Source organism: Niabella yanshanensis (assembly GCF_034424215.1).
In the GTDB taxonomy this organism is placed as follows: domain Bacteria; phylum Bacteroidota; class Bacteroidia; order Chitinophagales; family Chitinophagaceae; genus Niabella; species Niabella yanshanensis.
The window spans coordinates 200,430-223,322 of sequence record NZ_CP139960.1; the positions used below are offsets into that span (position 1 = coordinate 200,430).

14 protein-coding genes and 1 tRNA gene are annotated in these 22,893 nt (G+C 45.7%); 13 read left to right on the forward strand and 2 right to left on the reverse strand.

Annotated features, from left to right (window positions below; genetic code table 11):
* Window positions 1–146 precede the first annotated feature (146 nt).
* The 4 genes from U0035_RS00725 to U0035_RS00740 all read left to right on the forward strand — a co-directional run bounded on the left by U0035_RS00725 (window position 147) and on the right by U0035_RS00740 (window position 3,296).
* Complete coding sequence (locus tag U0035_RS00725; RefSeq protein WP_114791398.1) at window positions 147–602, forward strand: FKBP-type peptidyl-prolyl cis-trans isomerase; 456 nt, start codon at window positions 147–149, stop codon at window positions 600–602.
* A gap of 149 nt (window positions 603–751) precedes the next feature.
* On the forward strand, window positions 752–2,017 hold the full coding sequence (gene pepT, locus U0035_RS00730; protein ID WP_114791399.1) for a peptidase T: 1,266 nt from the start codon (window positions 752–754) through the stop codon (window positions 2,015–2,017).
* A gap of 103 nt (window positions 2,018–2,120) precedes the next feature.
* Entirely contained in the window at window positions 2,121–3,080 is a 960-nt protein-coding gene (locus U0035_RS00735; RefSeq protein ID WP_114791400.1) for an SPFH domain-containing protein, read from the forward strand.
* Window positions 3,081–3,212: 132 nt separating this feature from the next.
* Window positions 3,213–3,296, forward strand: a tRNA-Leu gene (locus U0035_RS00740).
* A 1,180-nt stretch (window positions 3,297–4,476) separates the two neighbouring features.
* Here U0035_RS00740 and U0035_RS00745 read toward each other — a convergent pair.
* Window positions 4,477–5,337 (reverse strand): endonuclease/exonuclease/phosphatase family protein, encoded by an 861-nt coding sequence (locus U0035_RS00745; RefSeq protein ID WP_162817903.1) that lies wholly within the window; start codon window positions 5,335–5,337, stop codon window positions 4,477–4,479.
* A 67-nt stretch (window positions 5,338–5,404) separates the two neighbouring features.
* Between U0035_RS00745 and U0035_RS00750 the strand changes: the two genes are divergently transcribed.
* Window positions 5,405–6,940 (forward strand): sulfatase family protein, encoded by a 1,536-nt coding sequence (locus tag U0035_RS00750; protein ID WP_211316451.1) that lies wholly within the window; start codon window positions 5,405–5,407, stop codon window positions 6,938–6,940.
* A gap of 13 nt (window positions 6,941–6,953) precedes the next feature.
* Here U0035_RS00750 and U0035_RS00755 read toward each other — a convergent pair whose 3' ends face one another.
* Complete coding sequence (locus U0035_RS00755; RefSeq protein ID WP_114791402.1) at window positions 6,954–7,685, reverse strand: GntR family transcriptional regulator; 732 nt, start codon at window positions 7,683–7,685, stop codon at window positions 6,954–6,956.
* Between the two features lie 391 nt (window positions 7,686–8,076).
* Here U0035_RS00755 and U0035_RS00760 point away from each other — a divergent pair, with 391 nt between their 5' ends.
* From U0035_RS00760 to U0035_RS00795, 8 genes are all read left to right on the forward strand, one after another.
* The gene (locus tag U0035_RS00760; protein ID WP_162817904.1) at window positions 8,077–11,187 is read left to right on the forward strand and encodes a SusC/RagA family TonB-linked outer membrane protein; all 3,111 of its coding nucleotides are present in this window, start codon (window positions 8,077–8,079) and stop codon (window positions 11,185–11,187) included.
* Between the two features lie 11 nt (window positions 11,188–11,198).
* Complete coding sequence (locus U0035_RS00765; RefSeq protein WP_114791404.1) at window positions 11,199–13,130, forward strand: RagB/SusD family nutrient uptake outer membrane protein; 1,932 nt, start codon at window positions 11,199–11,201, stop codon at window positions 13,128–13,130.
* A gap of 20 nt (window positions 13,131–13,150) precedes the next feature.
* Complete coding sequence (locus U0035_RS00770) at window positions 13,151–13,897, forward strand: DUF3823 domain-containing protein (protein WP_114791405.1); 747 nt, start codon at window positions 13,151–13,153, stop codon at window positions 13,895–13,897.
* Window positions 13,898–13,976: 79 nt separating this feature from the next.
* Window positions 13,977–15,806: a class I mannose-6-phosphate isomerase gene (locus U0035_RS00775; protein WP_114791406.1), complete on the forward strand. Its 1,830-nt coding sequence runs from the start codon at window positions 13,977–13,979 to the stop codon at window positions 15,804–15,806.
* 2 nt (window positions 15,807–15,808) lie between these two features.
* Entirely contained in the window at window positions 15,809–18,124 is a 2,316-nt protein-coding gene (locus tag U0035_RS00780; RefSeq protein ID WP_114791407.1) for a GH92 family glycosyl hydrolase, read from the forward strand.
* 32 nt (window positions 18,125–18,156) lie between these two features.
* Window positions 18,157–19,584 carry a sugar porter family MFS transporter gene (locus tag U0035_RS00785; RefSeq protein WP_114791408.1) on the forward strand — a complete coding sequence of 476 codons (1,428 nt, stop codon included), beginning with the start codon at window positions 18,157–18,159 and terminating at the stop codon, window positions 19,582–19,584.
* Complete coding sequence (locus U0035_RS00790) at window positions 19,584–20,480, forward strand: ROK family protein (RefSeq protein ID WP_114791409.1); 897 nt, start codon at window positions 19,584–19,586, stop codon at window positions 20,478–20,480. The genes U0035_RS00785 and U0035_RS00790 overlap by 1 nt, the downstream gene beginning before the upstream one ends.
* 21 nt (window positions 20,481–20,501) lie before the next feature.
* Window positions 20,502–22,853, forward strand: a complete 2,352-nt coding sequence (locus U0035_RS00795; RefSeq protein WP_114791410.1) for a GH92 family glycosyl hydrolase — start codon at window positions 20,502–20,504, stop codon at window positions 22,851–22,853.
* The last annotated feature ends 40 nt before the right edge of the window (window positions 22,854–22,893 follow it).

Below are 22,893 nucleotides of genomic sequence, written 5' to 3' on the forward strand. Positions count from 1 at the left end.
AGGCGGCAAATTAAAAAGGCCTACCTTCGATTGCAGAGAAGACAGCTTTTGATATATTTCGTGTTGGGTATTGCACTGCTGTTCAACTGTGTGACGCCCCCGGCCAATAATTGAAAGCTGACATATAAACAACAAACAAGAAAACAATGCAACAAGTAAAAAAAGGTGATAAAGTAAAAGTGCATTATCACGGTAAGTTGACTACAGGTGAAACATTTGATAGCTCTGAAGGTCGTGAACCGCTTGAGTTTGAAGTAGGTAGTGGCATGGTGATCAAAGGTTTTGATGATGGTGTTACCGGTATGGAGGTGGGTGAAAAGAAGACCATTAATATACCCGTGGAAGAAGCATACGGTCCCAAAAACGACGAGATGTTAATCGATATGCCGAAGGATCGTTTTCCTGAAGATATGCAGTTGGAGGTAGGGATGCCACTAGTGATGAGTGACCCAAGTGGCCAGCAGTTCCAGGTGGTAGTTACGGAGATTAAAGACGACGCGGTGACACTCGATGGTAACCATCCGTTGGCCGGTAAAGATTTGATTTTTGACCTTGAATTAGTAGGCATTGAAGGGAAAGCTCCTTTAATTATAACTCCCTAATTCGTAGTATTGTATATATAAAATCCCCAAGGTATATTTGACGATACTTTGGGGTTTTTTTATGGTTGGATTTATTGGTTTCTTTAGCATGCAACCCTTAAATTTGCAAAGACCCTGGAAAGTACCCATAACCGATAAAATATTATTGAATGATCAGTGATTATGACTTTAGTGTTGCGAGCCGTTTTCTGAAATACGTTACCGTAGATACGCAAAGCGATCCCAATGCCGACCGCTTTCCTTCAACAGAAAAACAAAAGGATTTAAGCCGTATTCTGGTGAATGAACTGCAGCAGATGGGCGTGGCTGATGCGCAACTGGATGAGCATGGTTATGTATATGCGACCATACCAGGCAATACGGATAAAAAAGTCCCGGTGATTTGCTTTTGCAGTCATGTTGATACGGCGCCTGATTGTTCCGGTACGGGTGTTAAGCCCATTGTTCATAAAAACTTTGACGGGAAAGATATTGTGTTGCCCGATGATCCGTCGCAGGTGATCTCTATCAGGCAGCATTCGTATCTGAAAAAGCGTATCGGCGATGATATCATCACTGCATCCGGAACTACTTTATTAGGAGCTGATGATAAAGCGGGGGTGGCCATTATTATGGACCTGGCTAATTACCTGGTTACACATCCTGAAGTAAAACATGGCGATATCAAAATATTGTTTACGCCCGATGAGGAAGTGGGGCGTGGTGTAGAGGAAGTAGATCTGAAAAAGCTGGGCGCCGATTTTGGCTATACGCTTGACGGCGGTAAACGCGGGACATACACCGATGAGACCTTTAGTGCTAATGGCGTTACCGTAACGTTTTTTGGGATCAGCGCTCATCCGGGTTATGCAAAAGGCAAACTGGTGAACGCAATGAAGGTGGCCGGTACTTTTTTGGATTTGTTACCTAAAGATTCTTTTAGCCCGGAGAATACTGAAGAAAGGGAAGGTTTTGTGCACCCCGTGCAAATGGAAGGTACCGTAGAGAAAGCAGTCGTTCAATTTATCATCCGCGATTTCGATACTTCTATGCTGAAGCTTCACGAAAAGAGACTAGAGCAGTTTGCCAAACAAGCTACCGGCAGGTATGACGGCTCTACCTATACTTTTGAAAGCAGGGAGCAGTACCGCAATATGAAAGATGTGCTGAAAGACTATCCCCAGATCGGCGAGTATGTGAAGGAGGCTATGAAGCGCAGTGAGGTTGATTTCAGGCAGGATAGTGCCCGCGGTGGTACTGACGGATCCCGTTTGTCATTTATGGGCTTGCCTTGCCCGGATATTTTTACCGGCGAAATGGCTTTCCATAGCAAACAGGAATATGTAAGTGTGCAGGATATGCAGAAGTCGGTTGAAGTATTGGTTAACCTGGTACAGGTATGGGAAGAAAAGGGCGAGCTTTTGCCGGTGGTTTAAATACTGCTAACGTATCATCAGCTGGATTGCTGGTGCCGCTGGTTGTAAACCGGTGATTGCCCGATTCATTTATTTATCTCTATTTTTATAAAAAATAAACACTATGGAATTTTTAAGTTACTGGTGGGTGGTTGTTTTACTCATCATTGTATTTAGCGGCCTGTTTACGATTAACCAGGGGTATATAGGCGTTATTACCATGTTTGGCAAATACCAGCGTATAGCCCGCCCGGGTTTGCGTTTTAAAATTCCATTAATAGAGCAGCTCTTTAAAAGAGTATCTACACAAAACCGCTCTGTAGAATTAGAATTTCAGGCAGTAACACAGGATCAGGCCAATGTATATTTTAAGGCGATGTTACTATATGCTGTACAGAATGAAGACGAGGATACGATCAAGAAAGTAGCTTTTAAATTTATCAGCGATCGCGACCTGATGCAGGCATTGATTAAAACCATTGAAGGTAATGTACGTTCTTTTGTGGCAACTAAAAAGCAGGCAGAAGTGTTAGGTCTCCGCAGAGAAATTGTGCAATATGTAAAAGTTGAAATTGACCAAACGTTGGAGGAGTGGGGTTTTCACCTGCAGGATCTGCAGATCAATGATATTACTTTTGATAAGATGATCCTTGACTCGATGAGCAAAGTGGTGGCCAGTAATAACCTGAAAGCTGCTGCGGAAAATGAGGGCCAGGCTTTATTGATCACAAAGACCAAGTCGGCGGAGGCGGAGGGTAACGCCATTAAGATCAGTGCCGAGGCAGAACGTGAAGCGGCTAAATTAAGAGGTCAGGGTATTGCGCTTTTTCGCGAGGAAGTGGCAAAGGGGATGTCTTCTGCGGCTACGGAGTTAAGGCAGGCTAATTTGGATACTAATTTTATTTTATTTAGTATGTGGACGGAGGCGATCAAAAACTTTGCAGAATACGGTAAGGGTAATGTGATCTTCCTGGATGGCAGTACTGAAGGGATGGAAAAAAGTATGAAGCAGTTTCAGGCATTGATGATGAGACCGGCAGGTACAGATGAAGATTTTAATAAACCCAAAATTCAGGGGGTATAATTTGTATTTTGTATTCAAATTTTCATTAGCTTTGCCACCCCAAAACAGGCTGCCCGGGTGGCGATCCCGATAATTCGGGAGGTAGACGCAGGATATTATTAATTTCTGTTGTTTGAAGTCACCCAAGGAAATGCCCGGGTGGCGAAATTGGTAGACGCACCGTCTTCAGGTGGCGGCGTCCGAAAGGATGTGCTGGTTCGAATCCAGTCCCGGGCACGAAAAGAGGTTGTAAGTATTGACTTGCAACCTCTTTTGTTTTGTCGTGTGTCAAAAAGTGTCGCTTTTTTACGCTTGTTACCACTATTAATGACACATGACTTTTACGGGATTCGAACCAGCACTCCAGGCACAGATAGTGTGTTTTTTACATTCATCCTACACGCAAGCACGGCTCACTGCTTTTATCAAAACCCGGCAATCGTGCTCAAAATTATCGAAGGCTAAATGCTGTTCTGGTGTTACGGTGGCTTACAACACCAGACTGACACCTACACGCGTCAGGCTGGCAGCTCTGCCAGAACGATTCATGCAAAGCAAAAAAAATCTTTTGCTCGCTTGTTTTCAGTCTCTTTCGTTTTAAGCGAAAATTATTTCGAGTTGCCTTTTTAGGCATAGCGATTGTTCAACCCTATTTTATCACCTTTAAAATAATGTGGCTATGAATATCGGGAAAAGATTAAATGAAAAGGGCGATAATATCTTTATTACTTCGACCTTGGAAGAGGCAAAGGGCAGCGACCATCAATGCCAATTTTCTAGTTTAGGCTGCTACTAAATATGGGAGGACTTCAGTGCTTACTACTATTTGTTCTATAAGCTGTACAAATTTTGGGAATTAGCTTCCGACCCAAAGTTCTGGAGCGATTGGAAAGCTGCTGTTACGATAGCTGTTGCGGAAGTTTGGCTAGTCGCTTCTATTATAAAATATTTTATAACCGGTATTTTCATATAGATATTAAGCATCCTCTAGTAATTATATCGGGCATTATAATTTTTCTAATTAACTACTTGGCCTTTGCCCATACAGATAAATGGAAGGAGTATGTAAAAGAATTTGAACAATTACCCAAACGAAAAAATAAAATAGGCGGTTGGATTGTTCTTGGAGTAGTAATACTTGTTATAATCAACGTAGTGTTTTCCTTTTATTTAATAAGCCGCATAGATTGGAGCCAGTACAGGTAAATATAAAACGAATAAACATTTTGACAATTCATATGACGGATTAAATATTTTTAGCATGACATTTATAACAACTTGTTTCAACCATATTCGAAACTTTGAATTTGCAATAACTACAGCGGTTATACCTTTTTTAATTGGTATCCATTTCAACGCTGATGTAAGCAACTTTTCGAAGCTTAGGTCACTTTTAGTTGGCTCCTAATTTCTGAATTCACTGGTCAGGTGCCTGAGGTGCCTCCAAAGTCGCTAGCACCGCAAAATGATCCGAAGCAAAGCGGCCTTGCCAGGTGGGAGAGAGGGTCGCATGGCGGCTGACTTTCCATCGGCCTTTCAGGAATATAAAGTCGATCGGTGTATCGGCGAGCTCCTTGTTAGTGAAGCCGTTGAAGGTACCCATAGGACCGTAATGGGGCGTTGCTGAGATATCCTGGCTATTGATAAGGTGTTGCGGGTGGCTCTTACGGGTAAGTATCTGAATGGGTTCATCATGAGGATGGGCATTAAAATCTCCTGTCAGAATAGCAGGCTGTCCGGCTGCAATTTCCTGAATCGTTTTTAGCACGAGATGAGCGCTTTCACGGCGAGCTAACTGTCCCACATGGTCGAAGTGCGTATTAAATGCATAGAAAACACGCTTGTTTGCCCTGTCCCGGAACTGTCCCCAGGTTAAAACCCTGGTAAGTGCTGCATCCCAGCCTTTACTGGCGACCACATAGGGTGTTGAAGATAACCAGATGGTATTGGAGGAGATAAGTTCGAGCCTGGTAGTATCGTAAAACAGGGCGGAGTACTCCGCTTTTTGTCCGCCATCCCGGCCTGTACCAATGCCCTTATAGGTAGGCAGCTCCTTTCGCAGGTCCTCCATCTGGTCATGCAATGCTTCCTGTACTCCTAATATATGCACTTCGTGATATAAGATCTGGGATACCACTTTTTCTTTCCGAAATGGCCATGCATTCAGACTGTCGCCAGCATTATGATAACGAATATTAAATGACATCACATGAAGGTCTTGTCCCTGGGTACTAAGAGCGGACAGAAACAGACAGAAAAGAAAGTAGAAGCGTCTCATAACGTTTACATTTGAATATATGTGCAAATGTATGTACATTTACTCTCATAACGAAATGAGTAAAGATATGAAGTTACTTTTCATCTTTATCCTGGGGTGGATCTCCTGCATGCTAAATGCAAACGACCTGGTTGCCCAATCCACCAAGCGGCCTAATATCATTTTGATCGTTTCCGATGACCATGCTTACCAGGCCATCAGCGCGTACAACAGCAAATGGTTAAGCACACCCAATATCGACCGGATTGGCCGGCAGGGAGCCATTATGGACCGGGCCTATGTAACCAATTCAGTCTGTAGTCCCAGCAGGGCGGTAATTATCACGGGTAAGTATTCGCACCAGAATGGACTGGTAGATAACGGAACCTTTTTTGATAGTTCCCAGCAAACCTTTCCCAAAATATTGCAGGCGGCGGGTTATCGTACTGCGGTTATTGGAAAGTGGCACTTATGGTCTGAGCCTACCGGTTTTGATTACTGGAACGTTTTGCCGGATCAGGGACATTATTATAATCCGGGCTTTATCAAGATGGGAAAAGACACCACTTATAAAGGATATGTCTCAGATGTAATCACAGATCTATCTTTGGATTGGATAGAGCAAAACAGGAAATCCCCCTTCTGCCTGCTGCTTTTTCATAAAGCGCCACATCGCAACTGGATGCCGCCCCTCCGCTATCTGGACAGGTTTAGCGACAAGACTTTTGAGCTCCCGGCTAATTTCAGCGACGACTATAAAGACCGCATCGCTTTACAGCGCCAACAGATCTCTATATCCCGGGAACTCGATATCCGGTATGATTCAAAAGTTCCCTGTGATAGCTGCCCTGTTACGCCTGTCAATAGCTGGGCGCCGGCGGAATGGAAAAGAGAAATAGAAAGGTTGACACCCGAGGAACGCAGGGTTTGGGACGAAGCCTACCAAACCAGGATCCGGAAATTTCATTCGATAAAGACAAATGACCAGAGAATCCGTTTCCAGTACCAGTCATTGATGCAGGATTACCTGCGCTGTGTGCAGAGCGTGGATGATAATGTAGGCCGGGTATTGGATTACCTGGATCAACAGGGGCTGGCGGATAATACTGTTGTGATATACATGTCGGATCAGGGCTTTTACCTGGGAGAACATGGCCTGTACGATAAGCGATTTATGTATGAAGAGTCCTTTCGCACACCGATGCTGATCCGATATCCTAAAAAGGTCCGCTCCGCCCAAAGGAACAATAGCTATGTTCTAAATCTCGATATAGCGCCCACATTGCTGGACTGGGCAGGGCTGAAAGTGCCATCAGATATGCAGGGAGTTTCTATGAAAACACTTTTGAGTGGTAAGCAGGATAGGTCCTGGAGAAAGGAAATTTACTATCACTATTATGAACGGTCTTTTGGCCTGACACCGCATTATGGTATCAAAACTGATCGCTACAAACTCATACACTTTTATGGTCCCATCGATTCTTGGGAATTATATGACTTGAAAGTTGATCCGGCGGAAATGCGAAACCTGGCAAATGATCCGGAATATCAACAAAAGGTCAAAGACCTGCGGCAACGTTTGAATTACTGGAAAAAATACTACAGGGATCCGGTGCAATATTAAGCCGAATGGAGCTTTATTCCCGGCGACTTTCATTGGTGTAGATGAAAGAGTCCGCTTTATAATAGCCCAGGTTATACTCAATAGGACGGTCCCCCTGATCAAATACAAAACGTTTTCTGAACAGTACAGGGCTGCCGGCTTCGGTCTCCAGTTTGGATGCAATAAATTTGTCTGCCGCCTTGGCACTGATCTCTTCCTTGGAGAGGGTAGCGATGATCATATAGTCCTTGTCGAGGATATCATAAAGCGGCCTTTTAAAATCTTCTTCACCACTCAGGCCTACCCGTGGATGGAAGTAGGAAATAAAATAAACAAAAGGTTCTTCAGGTCTACCTCTTAAGCGTTCCAGTTTTAAAATTTTTTTATCAGCGTTGATCTCAAAAAAATGAGCGACAGGTTCCGGCGGAAGCACCCAGCTAACATGCAATTCAAAATTCTTGATGGGGATACCACGTGCCTGCATTTCCTGGGAAAAAGAAAGCCAGTTATTTGAACGGGAGCTGACCGACATGGCGGCCACTTTGGTACCGACCCCTTTCTTACGGATTAATAACCCTTCGTAAACCAGCTTATTCAATGCCAGGCGCATTGTCGTACGCGATATGGCTAGTTGCCGGGCAAGGTCCACTTCATTGGGTAAAAATTTACCGTCGGCATATTCCGGCTTGCTAATTAGGTCGCGTAATAATTCTTCAGCCTGGATATACAAGGGGACGTGACTTTTATGGTCGATACTAAATTTCATCTCAAATTTGAAATGAAGATAAAAAAAATTTTTTGTTTGTTAGTATGTATGTACATTTGTACATATTAACGGGGTAGTGTAGGATTTGCTTGCTCGAAGATCTTTAATTCCGCTCCAAATATATAAACGCTATAATTCAACGATGCATTCTGAAGGCCCGGATTGTGATTGCGCTGGTTTCTGATATATGAAAAATGGCGTTATATGTCTCTACATAGTTTTTTTCGATAGGTGGAAGACAGGTACGGTAACTAATAAATTTCCATAAAAATGATGCTTGTTTATGCAAATACAATCCAATTCCAAAAGGTCCAGTTGGCAGGCTATTAGCAAAAGGACACTGCCTCAACGAACCAGTCGACGCCCATGCCGCAGACTGGATTTAAAGCTTATGATCCGCTTCAGCCTGCTGCTCCTTATTCCGCTTCTCGGTATACTGCCTGCAATGGGCCAGGGGCAGCAGGTAACCGGGGTAGTGGTGAATGTCCGAGATTCGGCATTGAGTGGCGTTTCCATTGCTGTAAAGGGTACACAATCTGGCACTGCAACAGATGCTGAAGGCCGCTTTCAAATTGCTGCTGAGCCAGGTCAGATCCTTGTACTCTCAGCCGTAGGTTACCTGCCCCGGGAATATACTGTTACTATGGTAAGTGGATTACGAATTGTGATGACGGAGCAGGCCTCAGTGATGAACGAGGTCATTGTCGTAGGTTATGGAACGCAGAAAAGAGCTAACCTGACCAGTGCAGTATCCTCCATTTCAGGCGATCAGATTGTAACGACAAAAAATGAAAATATACTGAATTCTCTTACTGGTAAGGTACCCGGGCTAAGGGTGGTACAGAACACCAGTGAGCCCGGCGCCTTCAACACGTCTTTTGACATTCGTGGGATGGGAAATCCTTTAATTGTAATCGATGGGATTCCGCGACCGGATATTTCGCGCATCGACCCCAATGATGTGGAAACACTTTCGGTGCTTAAAGACGCTTCGGCCGCTATTTACGGGGCCAGGGCGGCCAATGGTGTAATTTTAATTACTACCAAAAAGGGAAAACGCGGGCCTATGGAGCTTAATTATGTTGGAACTTATGGTGTGCAGAGACCTATTGGTTTTCCAAAGTCGGCAGGGGCTGTAGAGTATATGACCCTTGTTAATGAGCTGAACATGCATAATGTTAATGGGGGAAGGAGAATTTATACGGAGGAGCAAATCCAGGAATATCGAAACGGCACCAAAACCGGAACCGACTGGCAACAGGCTACCATTAATCGCCAGGCCGCGCAAACCCAGCACAACCTGAGTGCTACCGGTGGCGGGGAAAATGCCAGCTATTTTGTGAGCCTTGGCTATACCGGGCAGGATGGCATCTTAAAATCAGGGGACTTATTTTATAAGAGGTATAGTATCCGTTCCAACCTGAGTGCTAAAATTTCAAAAAGTTTGACATTCGATTTAAACCTGTCTGCTGTTATGGAACGTAAAGATCAGCCAATGCAGGCAGCCTATTGGGCATTTCGCAGCATGTGGTATCAGCCTCCGGTAAATCCCGTGTATGCCAATAATAATCTGCAGTATCTTAACTCGTTGCCTAACCCGTTGCACCCGGTAGCCCAATCCAGTTCAGACATAGCCGGGTACCAGGTTTATAATAACAAATGGTTCCAGTCGTCTGCAGCCCTGAACTATGACGTTCCTTTTGTGCAGGGACTGAGTCTAAGAGGGATGTATAGCTTTGACTATACGCTTAATAACAATAAGATTTACAATAAAACTTATAATACCTATACCTACGATCCAGCCAGGGATGTTTATAATGTAACCGGTACGCAACAATCTCCATCCACAGTACGCAGAGAATTTTATGAGTATCCAACTGTGCTGGGTCAATTATCATTAAATTATACCCGCACCATTGCCGCCAGCCATCACATTGGTGCAGTACTGGTATACGAGCAAAGTAATCGCAGAGGCGATAACTTTTTTGCACAACGCGAACTGGCCATACCACTTGATCAGTTATTTGCAGGTAACAGCCTGAATCAACAGGGGAGTATGAGCTCCAATATTGCCAATTCATTCGATTACAAAAATGCAGCGTATGCAGGTTATGCGACCTATGATTATAAGTCGCGCTATTATGGAAAATTTTCATTTCGCTATGATGGTTCTTCCAAATTTGCACCCGCCAAACAGTATGGTTTCTTCCCGGGTTACGAGATAGGCTGGAAGCTCTCGCAGGAGCCCTTCTTTAAAAACAGCGAAGCCCTGGACTTTATTAACGAATGGAAATTCCGTGCATCTTATGGTAAAACGGGCGATGACGGCGCGCTGCGTTATCAATTCCTGACAGGGTATAATTACCCGGCAAGCGGTTCGGCATTGGGACAGCCTCCGGGTGCCGTATTCGATGGCATATTTTATAATGCCGCACAGGCTACGGGGATCGCTAACCCGCAGATTTCCTGGTTTACGGCCACGACCCTTGATCTGGGACTGGACCTGGAAGCCTGGGAGGGATTATTGGGTCTGACGATAGACTACTTCAGAAGAGACAGGACCGGCCTTTTGACCAGTCGGCAATTGACAGTACCAGATGTGGTTGGAGCAAATCTGCCTCAGGAGAACCTGAATGGAGACCGACATGAAGGGTTTGACATGGAACTGCGGCATGATCACCAGCTGGGTAAGTTCAGCTATAATTTGCGTGGCACCTTTGGATACACACGGATCTCAAATCGTCACATCGAAAGGGCCAGGGCAGGTAACTCCTATTTAAATTGGTTACAGAATAACACGAACCGCTATACGGGTGTGTACTTTGGATATGGTCAGGATGGACAATTTCAAAATTATGGGGAGATACAAAATAGCCCGATCTATGTAAGCCGGTCGACTGTTGTCGGCGATTACAGGTATCTGGATTGGAATGGAGACGGTCAGATAGGGGTAGATGACAGCCATCCGATTGCCAATACAGGTATGCCCCTGATTACCTATGGTTTTAACATCGGAGCGAACTATAAAGGCATAGATCTTAATGTGCTCTTTACAGGAGCAGCACTTGTGAACGCCACATATACGGAACAGTTAGGAGGTCCGCTCTGGGCCAACGGCAACGCTCTTACCATGTGGCTGGATCGTTGGCGCCCCCTCAATCCGGATGCTGACCCCTATGATCCCAGTACCGAGTGGGTTCCCGGGTATTATGCTTACACCGGTACCAACGCATTTACCAATACCAGGCATAACCTGCATAGTGCTTCCTATATCCGCTTGAAAAGCGCAGAGCTGGGTTATACCATATCGGAAAAGCAAACCCGCAAAATCGGGCTAAAAGCGGTACGGGTATTTTTCACCGGTTACAACCTGCTGACCATCACAGGCTTAAAATACCTCGATCCGGAACATCCTTCGGCTGTATCCGCCGTGGATCAGCAGTTCGGCTATGCTTACCCGATCGACCAGAAGTTTTTCTTTGGATTGAATATTAAATTTTAATCTGCTCCAACATGAAAAAAATAATAGCTTTAACGCTGATAGTACAGCTTCTGGTAACTATACCAGGCTGCAAACCGGATCTGGACGTCCCACCAACTAATATTGTCAATGATGCAGATCTGTTTTCAAATGTAGCCGGGGTCGATGCATTGATGGCCAGGATGTACAGTCAGGCCCCGATCGAGGATTTCAAATGGAATCCTGCTACTGGTTTTAAAACTTTCTTCAATGGCTCCACTGCAACCTTCACTGGAGAAGCCATCAGCAGGGATCAGGCCGGCGGAACAGAAACTTTTAACTACTGGGCTGATGCCTATATACTGGTCCGCGACTGTAATTACTTTATGGAGACCCTACCGCAATATGCGGGAAATTTCACTGAAGCGCAGCTCAAGCAATGGCAGGGAGAAGCCAGGTTCATCAGGGCTTTCACTTACTTTGCACTGGTGAAGCGGTATGGCGGCGTACCTATAGTTGATAAGGTTCTTACGCAACCGGGCCAGTCAATCGAAGAAGTTGCTGCCGGGATCGAGGCATTTAAAATCCCCCGTGCAGCGGAGGCATCCGTTTATGACTTTATCGCCACAGATCTGGATTTTGCCATTACTAATCTTACCGAAACCAGTAAAGGAGGCCGGGCTAACAGGTACGCAGCGGCAGCCTTTAAATCCAGGGTTATGTTATTTGCAGGAAGTGTAGCCAAATATAATGTCAGTAATTTAAGCAGCGGTTCTGTGCAGGTTTGCGGAATTCCTCAAAGCCGGGCCACTGAATATTTTAAGGCCGCTTATGATGCGGCGGGATTGCTGGACGGAAAATACAGTTTATATAAAACAAGTTGGGTGGCTTCGGATCGGGAAGCGCAGGCCGGTAATTTCGCTCAATTATTTCTGGATCCTTCCAGCAGCGAAAATATCTTTATCCGCATGTATAAATATCCTGATGCGGTCCACTGGTATGATTATAATAATGTACCAAGGCAATTATGGAATAACGGTGGGGCGGCTCAAACCAATCCTACATTAAACTTTGTGGAGCTTTTTGAAGGGTTACCGACAAATCCGGATGGCAGTTTTCGTACGACAGACGCAGGCGGAAAATACCTATTGTACGATGACCTGAATACACCGTTTGTTAATGCGGAACCCCGTTTGAGAGGTTCTGTCCTTTTCCCGGGGGACGTTTTTAAGGGGGTAACAATTGAAATGCGCAGGGGCATTTATACCGGACCCGTGGAGGGGGGGATCAGCAGGCTGTTGCCGTTAGGGTCTACAGCGGCATACCCGACTACCACACTACTGAGCCAGGCAGGCCCTGAAGTAACGACTGCTTTCGTGACACTTCCGAATGGAACCCGCATGAATGCTGCCGGGGCAAGCGGGTTTTACACAAATATCAATGGCGTAGCAGGAGGTATTTCAGGGTTTTCAGTCAGGAAATACCTCGTACCCTCTAAACCTACAGCTGAACTGGCCAATAACCGATCAGACCAGAGCTGGATTGAGCTCAGGTATGCAGAGGTATTACTGAACCGGTCGGAAGCAGCTTTTGAATTGTTTAGTGCAGGGCAGGGTGCCAGTTACCAGGTACAGGCTTTAACGGATTTAAACGCAATCAGGGAAAGGGCCGGGGCCACACTGGCCACGCTCGCTACCCTCAGTTCGGTAGAGCCGATTCGCAAAGAAAGAAGGAAAGAGCTGGCATTTGAAAATAAGATATGGTGGGATTTGAAGAGATGGCGCATTATCGACCGGGAGCAGAATGGAACCATTTGGAGGATCCTGAACCCGGTGTTTGCCGTGAATGCGTCTAAGTATTTCTTTGATGACCGGCCCGATGAAAGAAATAGTCGGTTCACATTTGACCCCCGGTGGTATTACCAGCGGATTCCGGATGCGGTAATTGCCAAGAGTCCCAATATTGTTCAGAACCCAGGTTATTAACCTTTAAAAATGGAAAGATCATGAAAAAGATTGTACCGCTATTTATACTTTTATCCAGCTTCTTTATTGTCCCGTCCTGCTCGAAGATTGACAATTACGAGGGCCCGACAGAAACCTTGCAAGGCCGGATCATTGACGCGGCCACCGGCCAGAATCTGCAGAGTGAGGTATCAGGAGACAACGGAAATGGAACGCGGATCAGATTGTTGGAAACAAGCTGGAGCGATAACCCCACACCTTTGTACCTGGCTACTAAGCAGGATGGTACCTATATAAATACCAAAATTTTCAAAGCCACCTATAAAATAATAGCTGAAGGAGCTTTCGTACCCATGGACCTGGCAGGAAATGATCAAATCCGGACAGTGGAAGTGCAGGGAGGTAATACTACCGTGGACTTTTCCGTAGAGCCGTTCTTAAGAGTAGAGTGGGTGAGTGATCCGGTAGTAAATGCCAATGGAACGGTTAGCGTTCAGGTGAGAGTAACCAGGGGGACACAACAGGCAGGTTATCAGCAAAACATTACCAATTTAGCTTTATTTGTCAGTCCTTCCGAATATGTCGGCAACAATAACTTCGACAACCGCTATAGCACCGTGCTCAATTATAACGGTGCAGCAGGCAATAGCATCCTTGGACAGCTGGTTACATTAACAACTACAGGCACCCTTCCAAAAAGAGACTGGTACCTGCGACTAGGGTCGAGAGTCGCCTTTGGAACGAACCGATATAACTACTCCACAATTAAGATGATCACCATTCCATAATCAACAATGAAAGATTATGGTTTTAAAATAAAGTTTATATAAAAATCACAAAAATTGAAATTTAAATAATAAATCAACGATGATTGAAATTATTAATGAGGTGTCAAATGCTGAATCGGATAATCAGGATTTACTCAGAAGAAGCCAGCAACCTCCTTTGCCACACCGGCTCACTAGGACAGGGAAAAGCGACAGATATGATATTTACCCAACCTTCAATATAGGTAGTGGCAAAATTTTTTACGGTTATGAGTCTCTGGCGGCCTGGTTGCTTCAGTATCCTTTGGTTATAATCGAAGGCTTTAGTGGCGTGTGGTGGAACCAGGTGCAGGCGCAGCTGGAACTATCGATTAGTAAACTGGGTAAGACGGTGAAATGCATTCAAATGACCAGGTTCCTAAAGCCGAGTGCTGAAATTCAGGAATTGGTTGCGCCATTTTTAGGTACGCGGGATGCAGTTTGGGGTACCAGGACAACTCTGGAAATATCCAATTTTTTCCAGGAGGAGCGGCTTAAGGGCTATCGACCGGAAGGCGGCTGCGACTGTGAGGTGGTGTTGGGCCCCGGTGCGGCATTACTGCATCCCGACGCACCTGTAATCTATCTTGATGTTCCAAAAAATGAAATACAATACCGGATGCGGGCCGGATCTGTTACAAACCTGGGGGTCACGGAAAGTGACGAACCTGCGTTCATGTACAAGCAATATTACTTTGTGGACTGGGTGGTACTGACCGCCCACAGGGACCAGTTGACCAGCCGTATTTCGATTTATGGGGACGTTCAATGGGAAAACATGGTTAACTGGATCCGCACCGAAGATCTTCGGGGAGCGTTGGGAGCATTGGCTAAGTCTGTGCTAAGGGTTCGGCCCTGGTTCGAGCCCGGTGCCTGGGGCGGTCAATGGATGAAGGAACGGTTTGCGGGTTTAAATCAGGATGTAGTGAATTATGCCTGGTCCTTTGAGCTGATTGTTCCCGAAAATGGATTGGTGTTACAAAGTGATTCCTTTCTACTTGAAATTCCGTTCAACCTGCTGATGGCGACGCATGCCCGTGAGGTATTGGGCAGACACGTAGAATATTTTGGGACAGAATTTCCGATTCGCTTCGATTTCCTGGACACCTGGGAGGGAGGCAATCTATCAATCCAGTGCCATCCCACACTGAATTATATACGGACACATTTTGGAGAGCGCATTACGCAGGATGAAACTTATTACATATTGGACAGTAAACCGGGTGCTAAAGTTTTCCTGGGTTTTCAGCAAGATGTGGATCCTGTGGGATTTCGAGAGGCGCTGGAAAGAAGCAAAACGATGGGCGAGAAGATCCGGATCACGGATTATGTTCAGGAGTTTAATGCTAACAAGCATGATCTGTTTTTAATTCCTAATTCAACGGTGCACAGCGCCGGTGCAGATAATCTGGTGCTGGAGATCAGTTCGACACCCTATATTTTTACCTTTAAAATGTACGACTGGTTGCGACTCGACCTCAATGGTGAACCACGCGCCATCAATATTGAGCATGCTTTTAATAACCTGAACTTCGATAGGCAGGGTGAACAGGTAACTAAAGAGCTCATTTCGAAGCCTGTTCTGATAGAACAGCATAAGGATGCGCAGGTTTGGCACCTGCCTACCCATTCGGAGCACTTTTATGATGTGCATCGCCTGGAATTTGAAGAAGAAATTACCGTATACACTCAGGATAGTTGTCATGTGCTCATGCTGGTGGAAGGGCAGTCAGTAACGGTTGTCTCAGATCGGTCCAGTGAAGACTTTCAATACGCTGAGACCTTTGTGATTCCTGCCGCAGTTCAAAGGTACCGCATCATTAACAACGGCCCCGGCAAAGCCAGGGTAATAAAAGCATTCATTAAAAACTCCATTGACAATCTGAAGTAGCTATGAAAAAATTTATAACAACATTATTACTGGGTTTTGTCACCGCTGCTTACGGGCAAAACCTGCAGCCGATAGACTATGCCGATCCATTGTTAGGTACCTCGGAATCCAGGTGGATGCTCAACCCGGGTGCCACGCTGCCATTTGGCATGGTACAGTTAGCACCGGATAACCAGGGTGGTGTATGGAAATCAGGTTATGAATATACGCTGGGTAATATAGGAGGCTTCAGCCATATTCATTCCTGGACAATGGCGGGCCTTTCCGTAATGCCAACCGTTAATGTGCTCAATGTACGCAGGGGGCCAGCGGACGGTCCCACGACAGGCTGGACCACGGGCTATCGTTCCAGGATCTACAAACAAACAGAAAAAGCAAGTCCGGGATATTATGCAGTTACCCTGATGAATGGAGACATTCATACGGAGTTGACAGCCACAACGAGAACCGGGTTTTTTCGTTTCACATTCCCCCATCAGGAAAATGCACACATTTTACTGGACCTGGATATACCTTTTGAGAATACCGCGGAAATACTGGATGCCCGGTTTACCCGGGTTTCAGACACACAAATAGAGGGATATTCCTTACAAAAGTGGAGCTGGAACGAGTATAAAGTTCATTTTGTGATCCGCTTCAATAAGCCCATGAAGTCGTTTGGAGGTTGGAAAAATAATTATGAGGTGACTAAAGATGTTGCTGAAATTAAAGGTAAGGGTCAAATGGGAGCTTTTGCAGACTTCGATACTAAACCAGGTGATCAGATACTTATGCAGACCGCCATTTCACTGGTCAGTATTGAAGGTGCAAGACAAAATATGAATCAGGAACTGGCTCCATTCGGCTGGAACTTTGATGCTGTCCACCAGAATGCCCGCAAGGTATGGAGTGGCCTGCTGAGTAAAATAAAAGTTGAAGGAGGTACAAAAGAAAATAAAAAGAAATTCTATACCAACCTATACCGGTCCTATGTAGCCCGCACCACCTGGAGCGATGTGGATGGTAAATATGTCGACGTCAACGAAAAGATTCGGCAGGTGGACCCGAAAAATCCTGTGTATGGCAGTGATGCTTTATGGAACACATTCTGGAACTTAAATCAACTCTGGCAGCTGGTTAACCCTGATCTGGCCGGCAATTGGGTAAAATCACTGCTGGAAATCTATCGAACAGGGGGGTGGTTGCCCAAGGGGCCGGCGGGCATCGAATACTCAGGCATCATGGAAGCGTCACATGAAATAGCTTTGATTGTAGGAGCTTATCAGAAAGGTATCCGTGACTTTGATGTGCCGTTGGCATTAAAAGCTATGGTACATCAGCAATCAACACCAGGAGTTGTGACTCCGGAAAATGGCTTTGCCGGAAATAAGTTTTTCGAATCCTATATGAAGTTGGGTTATGTACCTCAGGAAGAAGGACAGGTATCCAATACGCTGGAGTATGCCTATGATGACTGGTGTGTGGCTCAGTTTGCAAAGGCGGTCGGTAATGAGCAGGTATACCAGCAATTTATCAAAAGAGCGGGGAACTATAACAATGTATTTGACTCAGAGACCGGTTACATACGCATGAAGCACAAAGATGGCAATTGGGTCAAAGATTGGAATCCTTTCTGTTGTACCAGCTTCAGCGGACCTGGCTACCTGGAGGGCAATGCCTGGCAATACAGTTTTTTTAATCCACACGATGTACAAGGCATTTTGAACCTCATGGGCCGCAATGAATTCAACAAGCGGTTAGATGATGGTTTTGAAAAATCAGTAAAATATAATTTCAATGCAGATGGCGATTTATATGACCTGGTACCCATCAATCATGGCAATCAGCCCAATATGCAGGCAGCCTGGTTATTCAATTATTCTGGAAAGCCCTGGCTCACTCAAAAATGGACCCGCGAAATAATGGATCGGTATTATGGCGTAACGCCCTACCATGGATGGCTCGGTGATGAAGACGAAGGGCAAATGGGTGCATGGTTCGTAATGGCCGCCATGGGATTATTCCAAACCAATGGAGGAACCGGTGTGAAACCTTATTACGAGATAGGTAGTCCTTTGTTTGAGAAAATTACCATAGAGCTGGATCCAGCCTATTACAAAGGAAAGACCTTTACAATTGTGGCCAAAGGCAGTTCAAAGCAGAATCGCTATATCCAGTCTGCACAGTTGGATGATAAACTGCTTGCGCGTCCCTGGTTCTATCATGAAGACTTAGTAGATGGTGGTTCGCTCGTCTTGCAAATGGGGCCACGCCCTAACATAAAGTGGGGTAGCAAGCCTGGAGATGCACCACCTTCCATGTCTCCCAACCGGGAGTAATGATTCAATAATCATCAAAGAATTTTTATCTCATGCGATATAAAAAGATTTCTGTAACAGCCATTACTCTAATAGCCTCCCTGGGTGGATTTTTGTTTGGTTTTGACATGGCGGTCGTTTCAGGGGTATTGCCGCTGTTGAAAGACCAGTTCAATCTTTCTGCAACTATGGAAGGCTGGTTTGTGTCCTCTGCACTCGTCGGCTGTATCCTGGGAGTAGCAGTTTCCGGGGAGCTCACCGACAGAATAGGCCGTAAAAAGCCACTGCTCATAGCGGCAGTACTATTTTTGTTCTCGGCACTCGGATGTGCGCTGATGCCAACATTGAATGGGGTCATTACTTCGAGGCTGGTGGGTGGAATAGGAATTGGTTTGGCGTCTAATATAGTACCGCTATATATCTCTGAAATGGCTCCTGCAGGCAGAAGGGGCAGACTGATTACCTATTATCAGTTTGCATTGACCCTTGGCATCCTGGTGGCCTACCTGAGCAACGCCGGCCTTTTAAAATGGTCATTGGGGTATGAACCTACGGGTAATGACACTGGCTTCGCGATATCTCGTCTTACAACAGAAGTGTGGAGATTAATGTTAGGCCTTGGAGCCTTACCGGCAATAACTTTTCTTTTGGGTTTGGTCCGGGTTCCGGAAAGTCCATCCTGGCTCCTGCAAAGGGGACGCTTGACTGAAAGTTCAGCGGTCCTCAGTGCCCTTGGCAGGGATATGCCATCCAACCCGCAACCGGTGCATCATGATCACGGTTCCTATAGAGAGCTTTTTTCCCCGCGCTGGCGTAAGGCACTGTTAATAGGATTGCTCTTGCCCCTATTTTCCCAATTTAGCGGCATCAATGCCATTATTTATTATGGCCCGAGTATATTAAACGATGCAGGTATCTCACTAAGTAATTCCTTAATTAGCCAGGTGATTTTCGGAGCTGCGAACATGCTCTTCACATTGGTGGCTGTATGGAAGGTGGACAGCCTGGGTCGCCGTCCTTTATACCTGGCAGGTACATTGGGCGCTTTTCTCAGCCTCTTGGTAGTAGGAATGTTATTTAAAGTGGGTGCTACCACCGGTATCGGGCTTTTAATCGCAGTTCTCGCATTCCTGGCATGTTTTGCATTTTCAATTGGTCCTTTGAAATTCGTCGTTGCTGCTGAGATATTTCCCGCCAAGATCCGTGGGCGCGCCATGGCTGTCAGCATCATGGTTATGTGGATTGCAGATACGATTGTGGGACAGCTCACTCCGTTGCTGCTTAGAAACCTGGGGACCCCGATTACTTTTTGGATATTCTCGGCGTTTTGTATCATCGCTTTTGTGACAGTATACAGGCTGCTTCCTGAAACAAAAGGTAAGTCATTGGAGCAGATCGAAGCTGACTGGAAAGATGAGCATGATACAGATGTTTACAACAGATCACTATCCAAAAAATCAATGGTCAAAAAAACATATTAATGATGTCGGGCGATCAAGTTGTAATGGGGGTGGACATTGGTGGCACCCATATCACTGCTGCATTGGTCAATACAGTTTCCGGCCAGCTCATAAGGCACTCGCTTAGAAGGCGGCGGGTGAATGCAGCAGCGGCAGCAGAAACAGTCATTGCAGAATGGGTGCAGTGTATCCGCGAGTCGATGGTACAAGGTCCGGTTGATGTGATATCCTTTGCCATGCCGGGGCCGATCGATTACGATACCGGTATTTCTTATATGCGTGGCCAGGACAAATATGAATATCTTTATGGATTGAACCTGAAAGACCTGTTGGCGCAAGCATTAGGTTTCCCGAGATCCGGTTTATTCATGTACAACGATGCTTCCTGTTTTTTGCAGGGTGAAATATATGCAGGGTGCGCGCGAAGCTATGCAAAGGACAAAATGATAGGGATTACATTGGGAACGGGACTGGGCTCTGCGGTATATAATAATGGTGCAAGCACTAGTGCAGATAAATGGTGTGTCCGTTTTAAGGGAGGAATAGCCGAAGACTTTTTGTCTACCCGGTGGTTCACTGGCCGCTGGGAAGAAATCACAGGCGTTAAACTCAGCGGGGTCAGAGAACTGGGTCAGGTGGCTCTCGATGGTGATACGGCAGCAAAGCATATATTCAGCGAATTCGGCGATCATCTTGGGCAATTTGTGTTCGATTTTGCGCAGGCAGAAAAACCGCAGGCCGTAGTGATCGGAGGTAATATTGCCAAAGCGCATGCTCTGTTTATACCTTCAGCAGAAAAGGTCCTCCGTAGCCTTGGTCTTTCTTTGCGCCTATTGCCCGCCGCTATTGGCGAAGAGGCGCTCCTGTTAGGTGCTGTTAGTAACTGGAACCATCACTTGCGTAAGCAACCAGGTTAAAATAAATAGTAAAGAAACGATATGATTAGAAGCACCAGGATATGTGCTGCTGTTTGTTCCATGATTACAATTTTGCTCTGGAGCGGTACGCTTTTGGCACAACAAACCGATTATACACAATTTGTCGATCCTAACATTGGTACAGCACATTGCCGCTGGTTTCACTATACCCCGGGAGCCCAACCTTTCGGGATGGCAAAGCCAGCACCCTCCACTAATGGTAGTTATGGAACGATGCATGGATGGGACGCTTCTGGTTATGATTACCGGCACGAGTCAATTGAGGGCTTTGCTAATTTCCACGAGTTCCAATTGGGAGGTATTGTGTTTACAGCTACCACCGGGCCATTGCAGACTGTGCCCGGAAAACTGGAAGATCCTGAAAGCGGTTATCGGTCCAGATTTGACCGCAAGGATGAAGTGAGTACTGCAGGGTATTACTCAGTTTTCCTTAAAGACTATCAGGTCAGAGCAGAACTAACGGCGACTGAAAGGGTTGCTTATCACCGGTATACCTTTCCCGCAACGCGTCAGGCACATATCTTGTTTGATATCGGAAGTGTTTGGGGGGAAAGCGGTCCTGTCAAAGATGCAGAAGTTCGTTTGTTGCCGGATGGACGGGTAGAAGGTTGGGTAACTACTTTGCCCGTATATGTGCAAAAGTACCAGCCAGGTGCTGAAGTTACCATGTTTTTCTCAGCAGTACTTAGTAAAAAGCCAAAGGCTTACGGCACTTTTAATGGTGCCGACATTCATCAGCAACAAACAGTTGAGAAGGGGAAGGGCGCGGGACTATACCTTAGTTTTGCTACAAACGCTGACGAAGCAATTACTATAAAAGCAGGACTCTCATTGACCTCCGTTAAAAATGCACGGTTGAATCTGGAGCAGGAGGCAAAAAAATTGTCATTTGATGCGGCCAGGCAGCAATCTAAAAACCACTGGAATACCTTATTGGGTCGAATTGATGTGCAAGGCGGTGTCCATAAAGATAAAATTAAGTTTTATACGGGTCTTTATCATGCCTTATTAGGACGTGGTCTGGCCAGTGATGTCAATGGAGCTTATCCGATGAACACAGGGGGGATCGGGCAGATACCATTGGATGAAGCAGGTAAACCAATTCACGATCACTATAATACGGACGCCGTCTGGGGAGCTTATTGGAACCTCACGCAACTATGGGCACTGGCCTATCCGGAGTACTACGCTGATTTTATAAAGAGCCAGTTACTGGTGTATAAGGATGCTGGTTGGTTGGGTGATGGAATTGTAAACAGCCGGTACGTTTCAGGTGTGGGCACCAATTTCGTGAGCCTGATAATGGCGGGTGCTTACCTTGCAGGCATTCAGACCTTCGATGTGGAGCAGGCCTATGCAGCTTCGCGAAAGAACGAATTTGAGTCCGCCTCCAGGCCCCACGGGGCGGGGAAAATGGATGTGGATCGATTTCTAAAATATGGGTATGTCAATCATCTGGACAGCGGTAAAGGAAGTGGTGAACTCTGGCAATTTTCTGCCTCGCACACCTTGGAATATGCTTTTAGCAGCTTTGCGATGAGTAATTGGGCAAGGGCCTTGGGCAAAAGCGCAGATGCAAAATTATTCGACGACCTTTCCAGGGCATGGGAAAAACTATGGGACGCAGATCTGCAATTGGTACGGCCCAGGCTTGCAAATGGTCAATTCATTGAAAACTTTGATCCGGCGCAGCCATGGCGGGGATTCCAGGAAGGCAACGCTTACCAATATACCTATTTTGTTCCACATAATCCGGAACGATTGATTCAAAAGGTCGGTATGGCGCGTTTCAATATGCGACTCGATAGTACCTTTGTGCTGGCAGAAAAAGCTTTATTTGGAGGAGGAGCTCATATCGACGCATTTGCAGGTATAGCAGGTATTTATAACCACGGTAACCAGCCTAATCTTCATGTATCCTGGTTGTTTAATTACTCCGGTAAGCCTTCATTAACCCAAAAATGGGTGAGGGCGATATGTGATAAGTTCTATGGTACGGAAGGCGTTCATGGTTATGGATTTGGACAAGACGAGGATCAGGGGCAATTAGGAGCGTGGTATGTGATGGCAGCTATGGGTCTTTTTGATGTGAAAGGTTTGACTGCAAGCGAAAACACTTTTGGCCTGTCCGGACCCTTGTTTGATCGCATAACAATCAGTCTTAATAATGCCTATTACCCGGGTAAACAATTTGCTATCGTTGCAAAGAATGCCGGTGGGCAAAATAAATATATCCAATCCATCCGTCTGAATGATAAGGATGTTCATCAGCCTTTCATTCCGTGGAAATCTATTACTCAAGGGGCTGAATTAAGGCTTGAGATGGGAAAGCAACCGAGAGATCGCTATTGACATAAAAGTATATCACACATCCAGGAAACAATATTTAAAC

Excerpts from the sequence above, each read along its gene's own strand:
- U0035_RS00725 (WP_114791398.1), top strand. The coding sequence starts at position 147 with ATGCAACAAGTAAAAAAAGGTGATAAAGTAAAAGTGCATTATCACGGT.
- pepT (WP_114791399.1), top strand. The coding sequence starts at position 752 with ATGATCAGTGATTATGACTTTAGTGTTGCGAGCCGTTTTCTGAAATAC.
- U0035_RS00735 (WP_114791400.1), top strand. The coding sequence starts at position 2,121 with ATGGAATTTTTAAGTTACTGGTGGGTGGTTGTTTTACTCATCATTGTA.
- U0035_RS00745 (WP_162817903.1), bottom strand. The coding sequence starts at position 5,337 with ATGAGACGCTTCTACTTTCTTTTCTGTCTGTTTCTGTCCGCTCTTAGT.
- U0035_RS00750 (WP_211316451.1), top strand. The coding sequence starts at position 5,405 with ATGAAGTTACTTTTCATCTTTATCCTGGGGTGGATCTCCTGCATGCTA.
- U0035_RS00755 (WP_114791402.1), bottom strand. The coding sequence starts at position 7,685 with ATGAAATTTAGTATCGACCATAAAAGTCACGTCCCCTTGTATATCCAG.
- U0035_RS00760 (WP_162817904.1), top strand. The coding sequence starts at position 8,077 with ATGATCCGCTTCAGCCTGCTGCTCCTTATTCCGCTTCTCGGTATACTG.
- U0035_RS00765 (WP_114791404.1), top strand. The coding sequence starts at position 11,199 with ATGAAAAAAATAATAGCTTTAACGCTGATAGTACAGCTTCTGGTAACT.
- U0035_RS00770 (WP_114791405.1), top strand. The coding sequence starts at position 13,151 with ATGAAAAAGATTGTACCGCTATTTATACTTTTATCCAGCTTCTTTATT.
- U0035_RS00775 (WP_114791406.1), top strand. The coding sequence starts at position 13,977 with ATGATTGAAATTATTAATGAGGTGTCAAATGCTGAATCGGATAATCAG.
- U0035_RS00780 (WP_114791407.1), top strand. The coding sequence starts at position 15,809 with ATGAAAAAATTTATAACAACATTATTACTGGGTTTTGTCACCGCTGCT.
- U0035_RS00785 (WP_114791408.1), top strand. The coding sequence starts at position 18,157 with ATGCGATATAAAAAGATTTCTGTAACAGCCATTACTCTAATAGCCTCC.
- U0035_RS00790 (WP_114791409.1), top strand. The coding sequence starts at position 19,584 with ATGATGTCGGGCGATCAAGTTGTAATGGGGGTGGACATTGGTGGCACC.
- U0035_RS00795 (WP_114791410.1), top strand. The coding sequence starts at position 20,502 with ATGATTAGAAGCACCAGGATATGTGCTGCTGTTTGTTCCATGATTACA.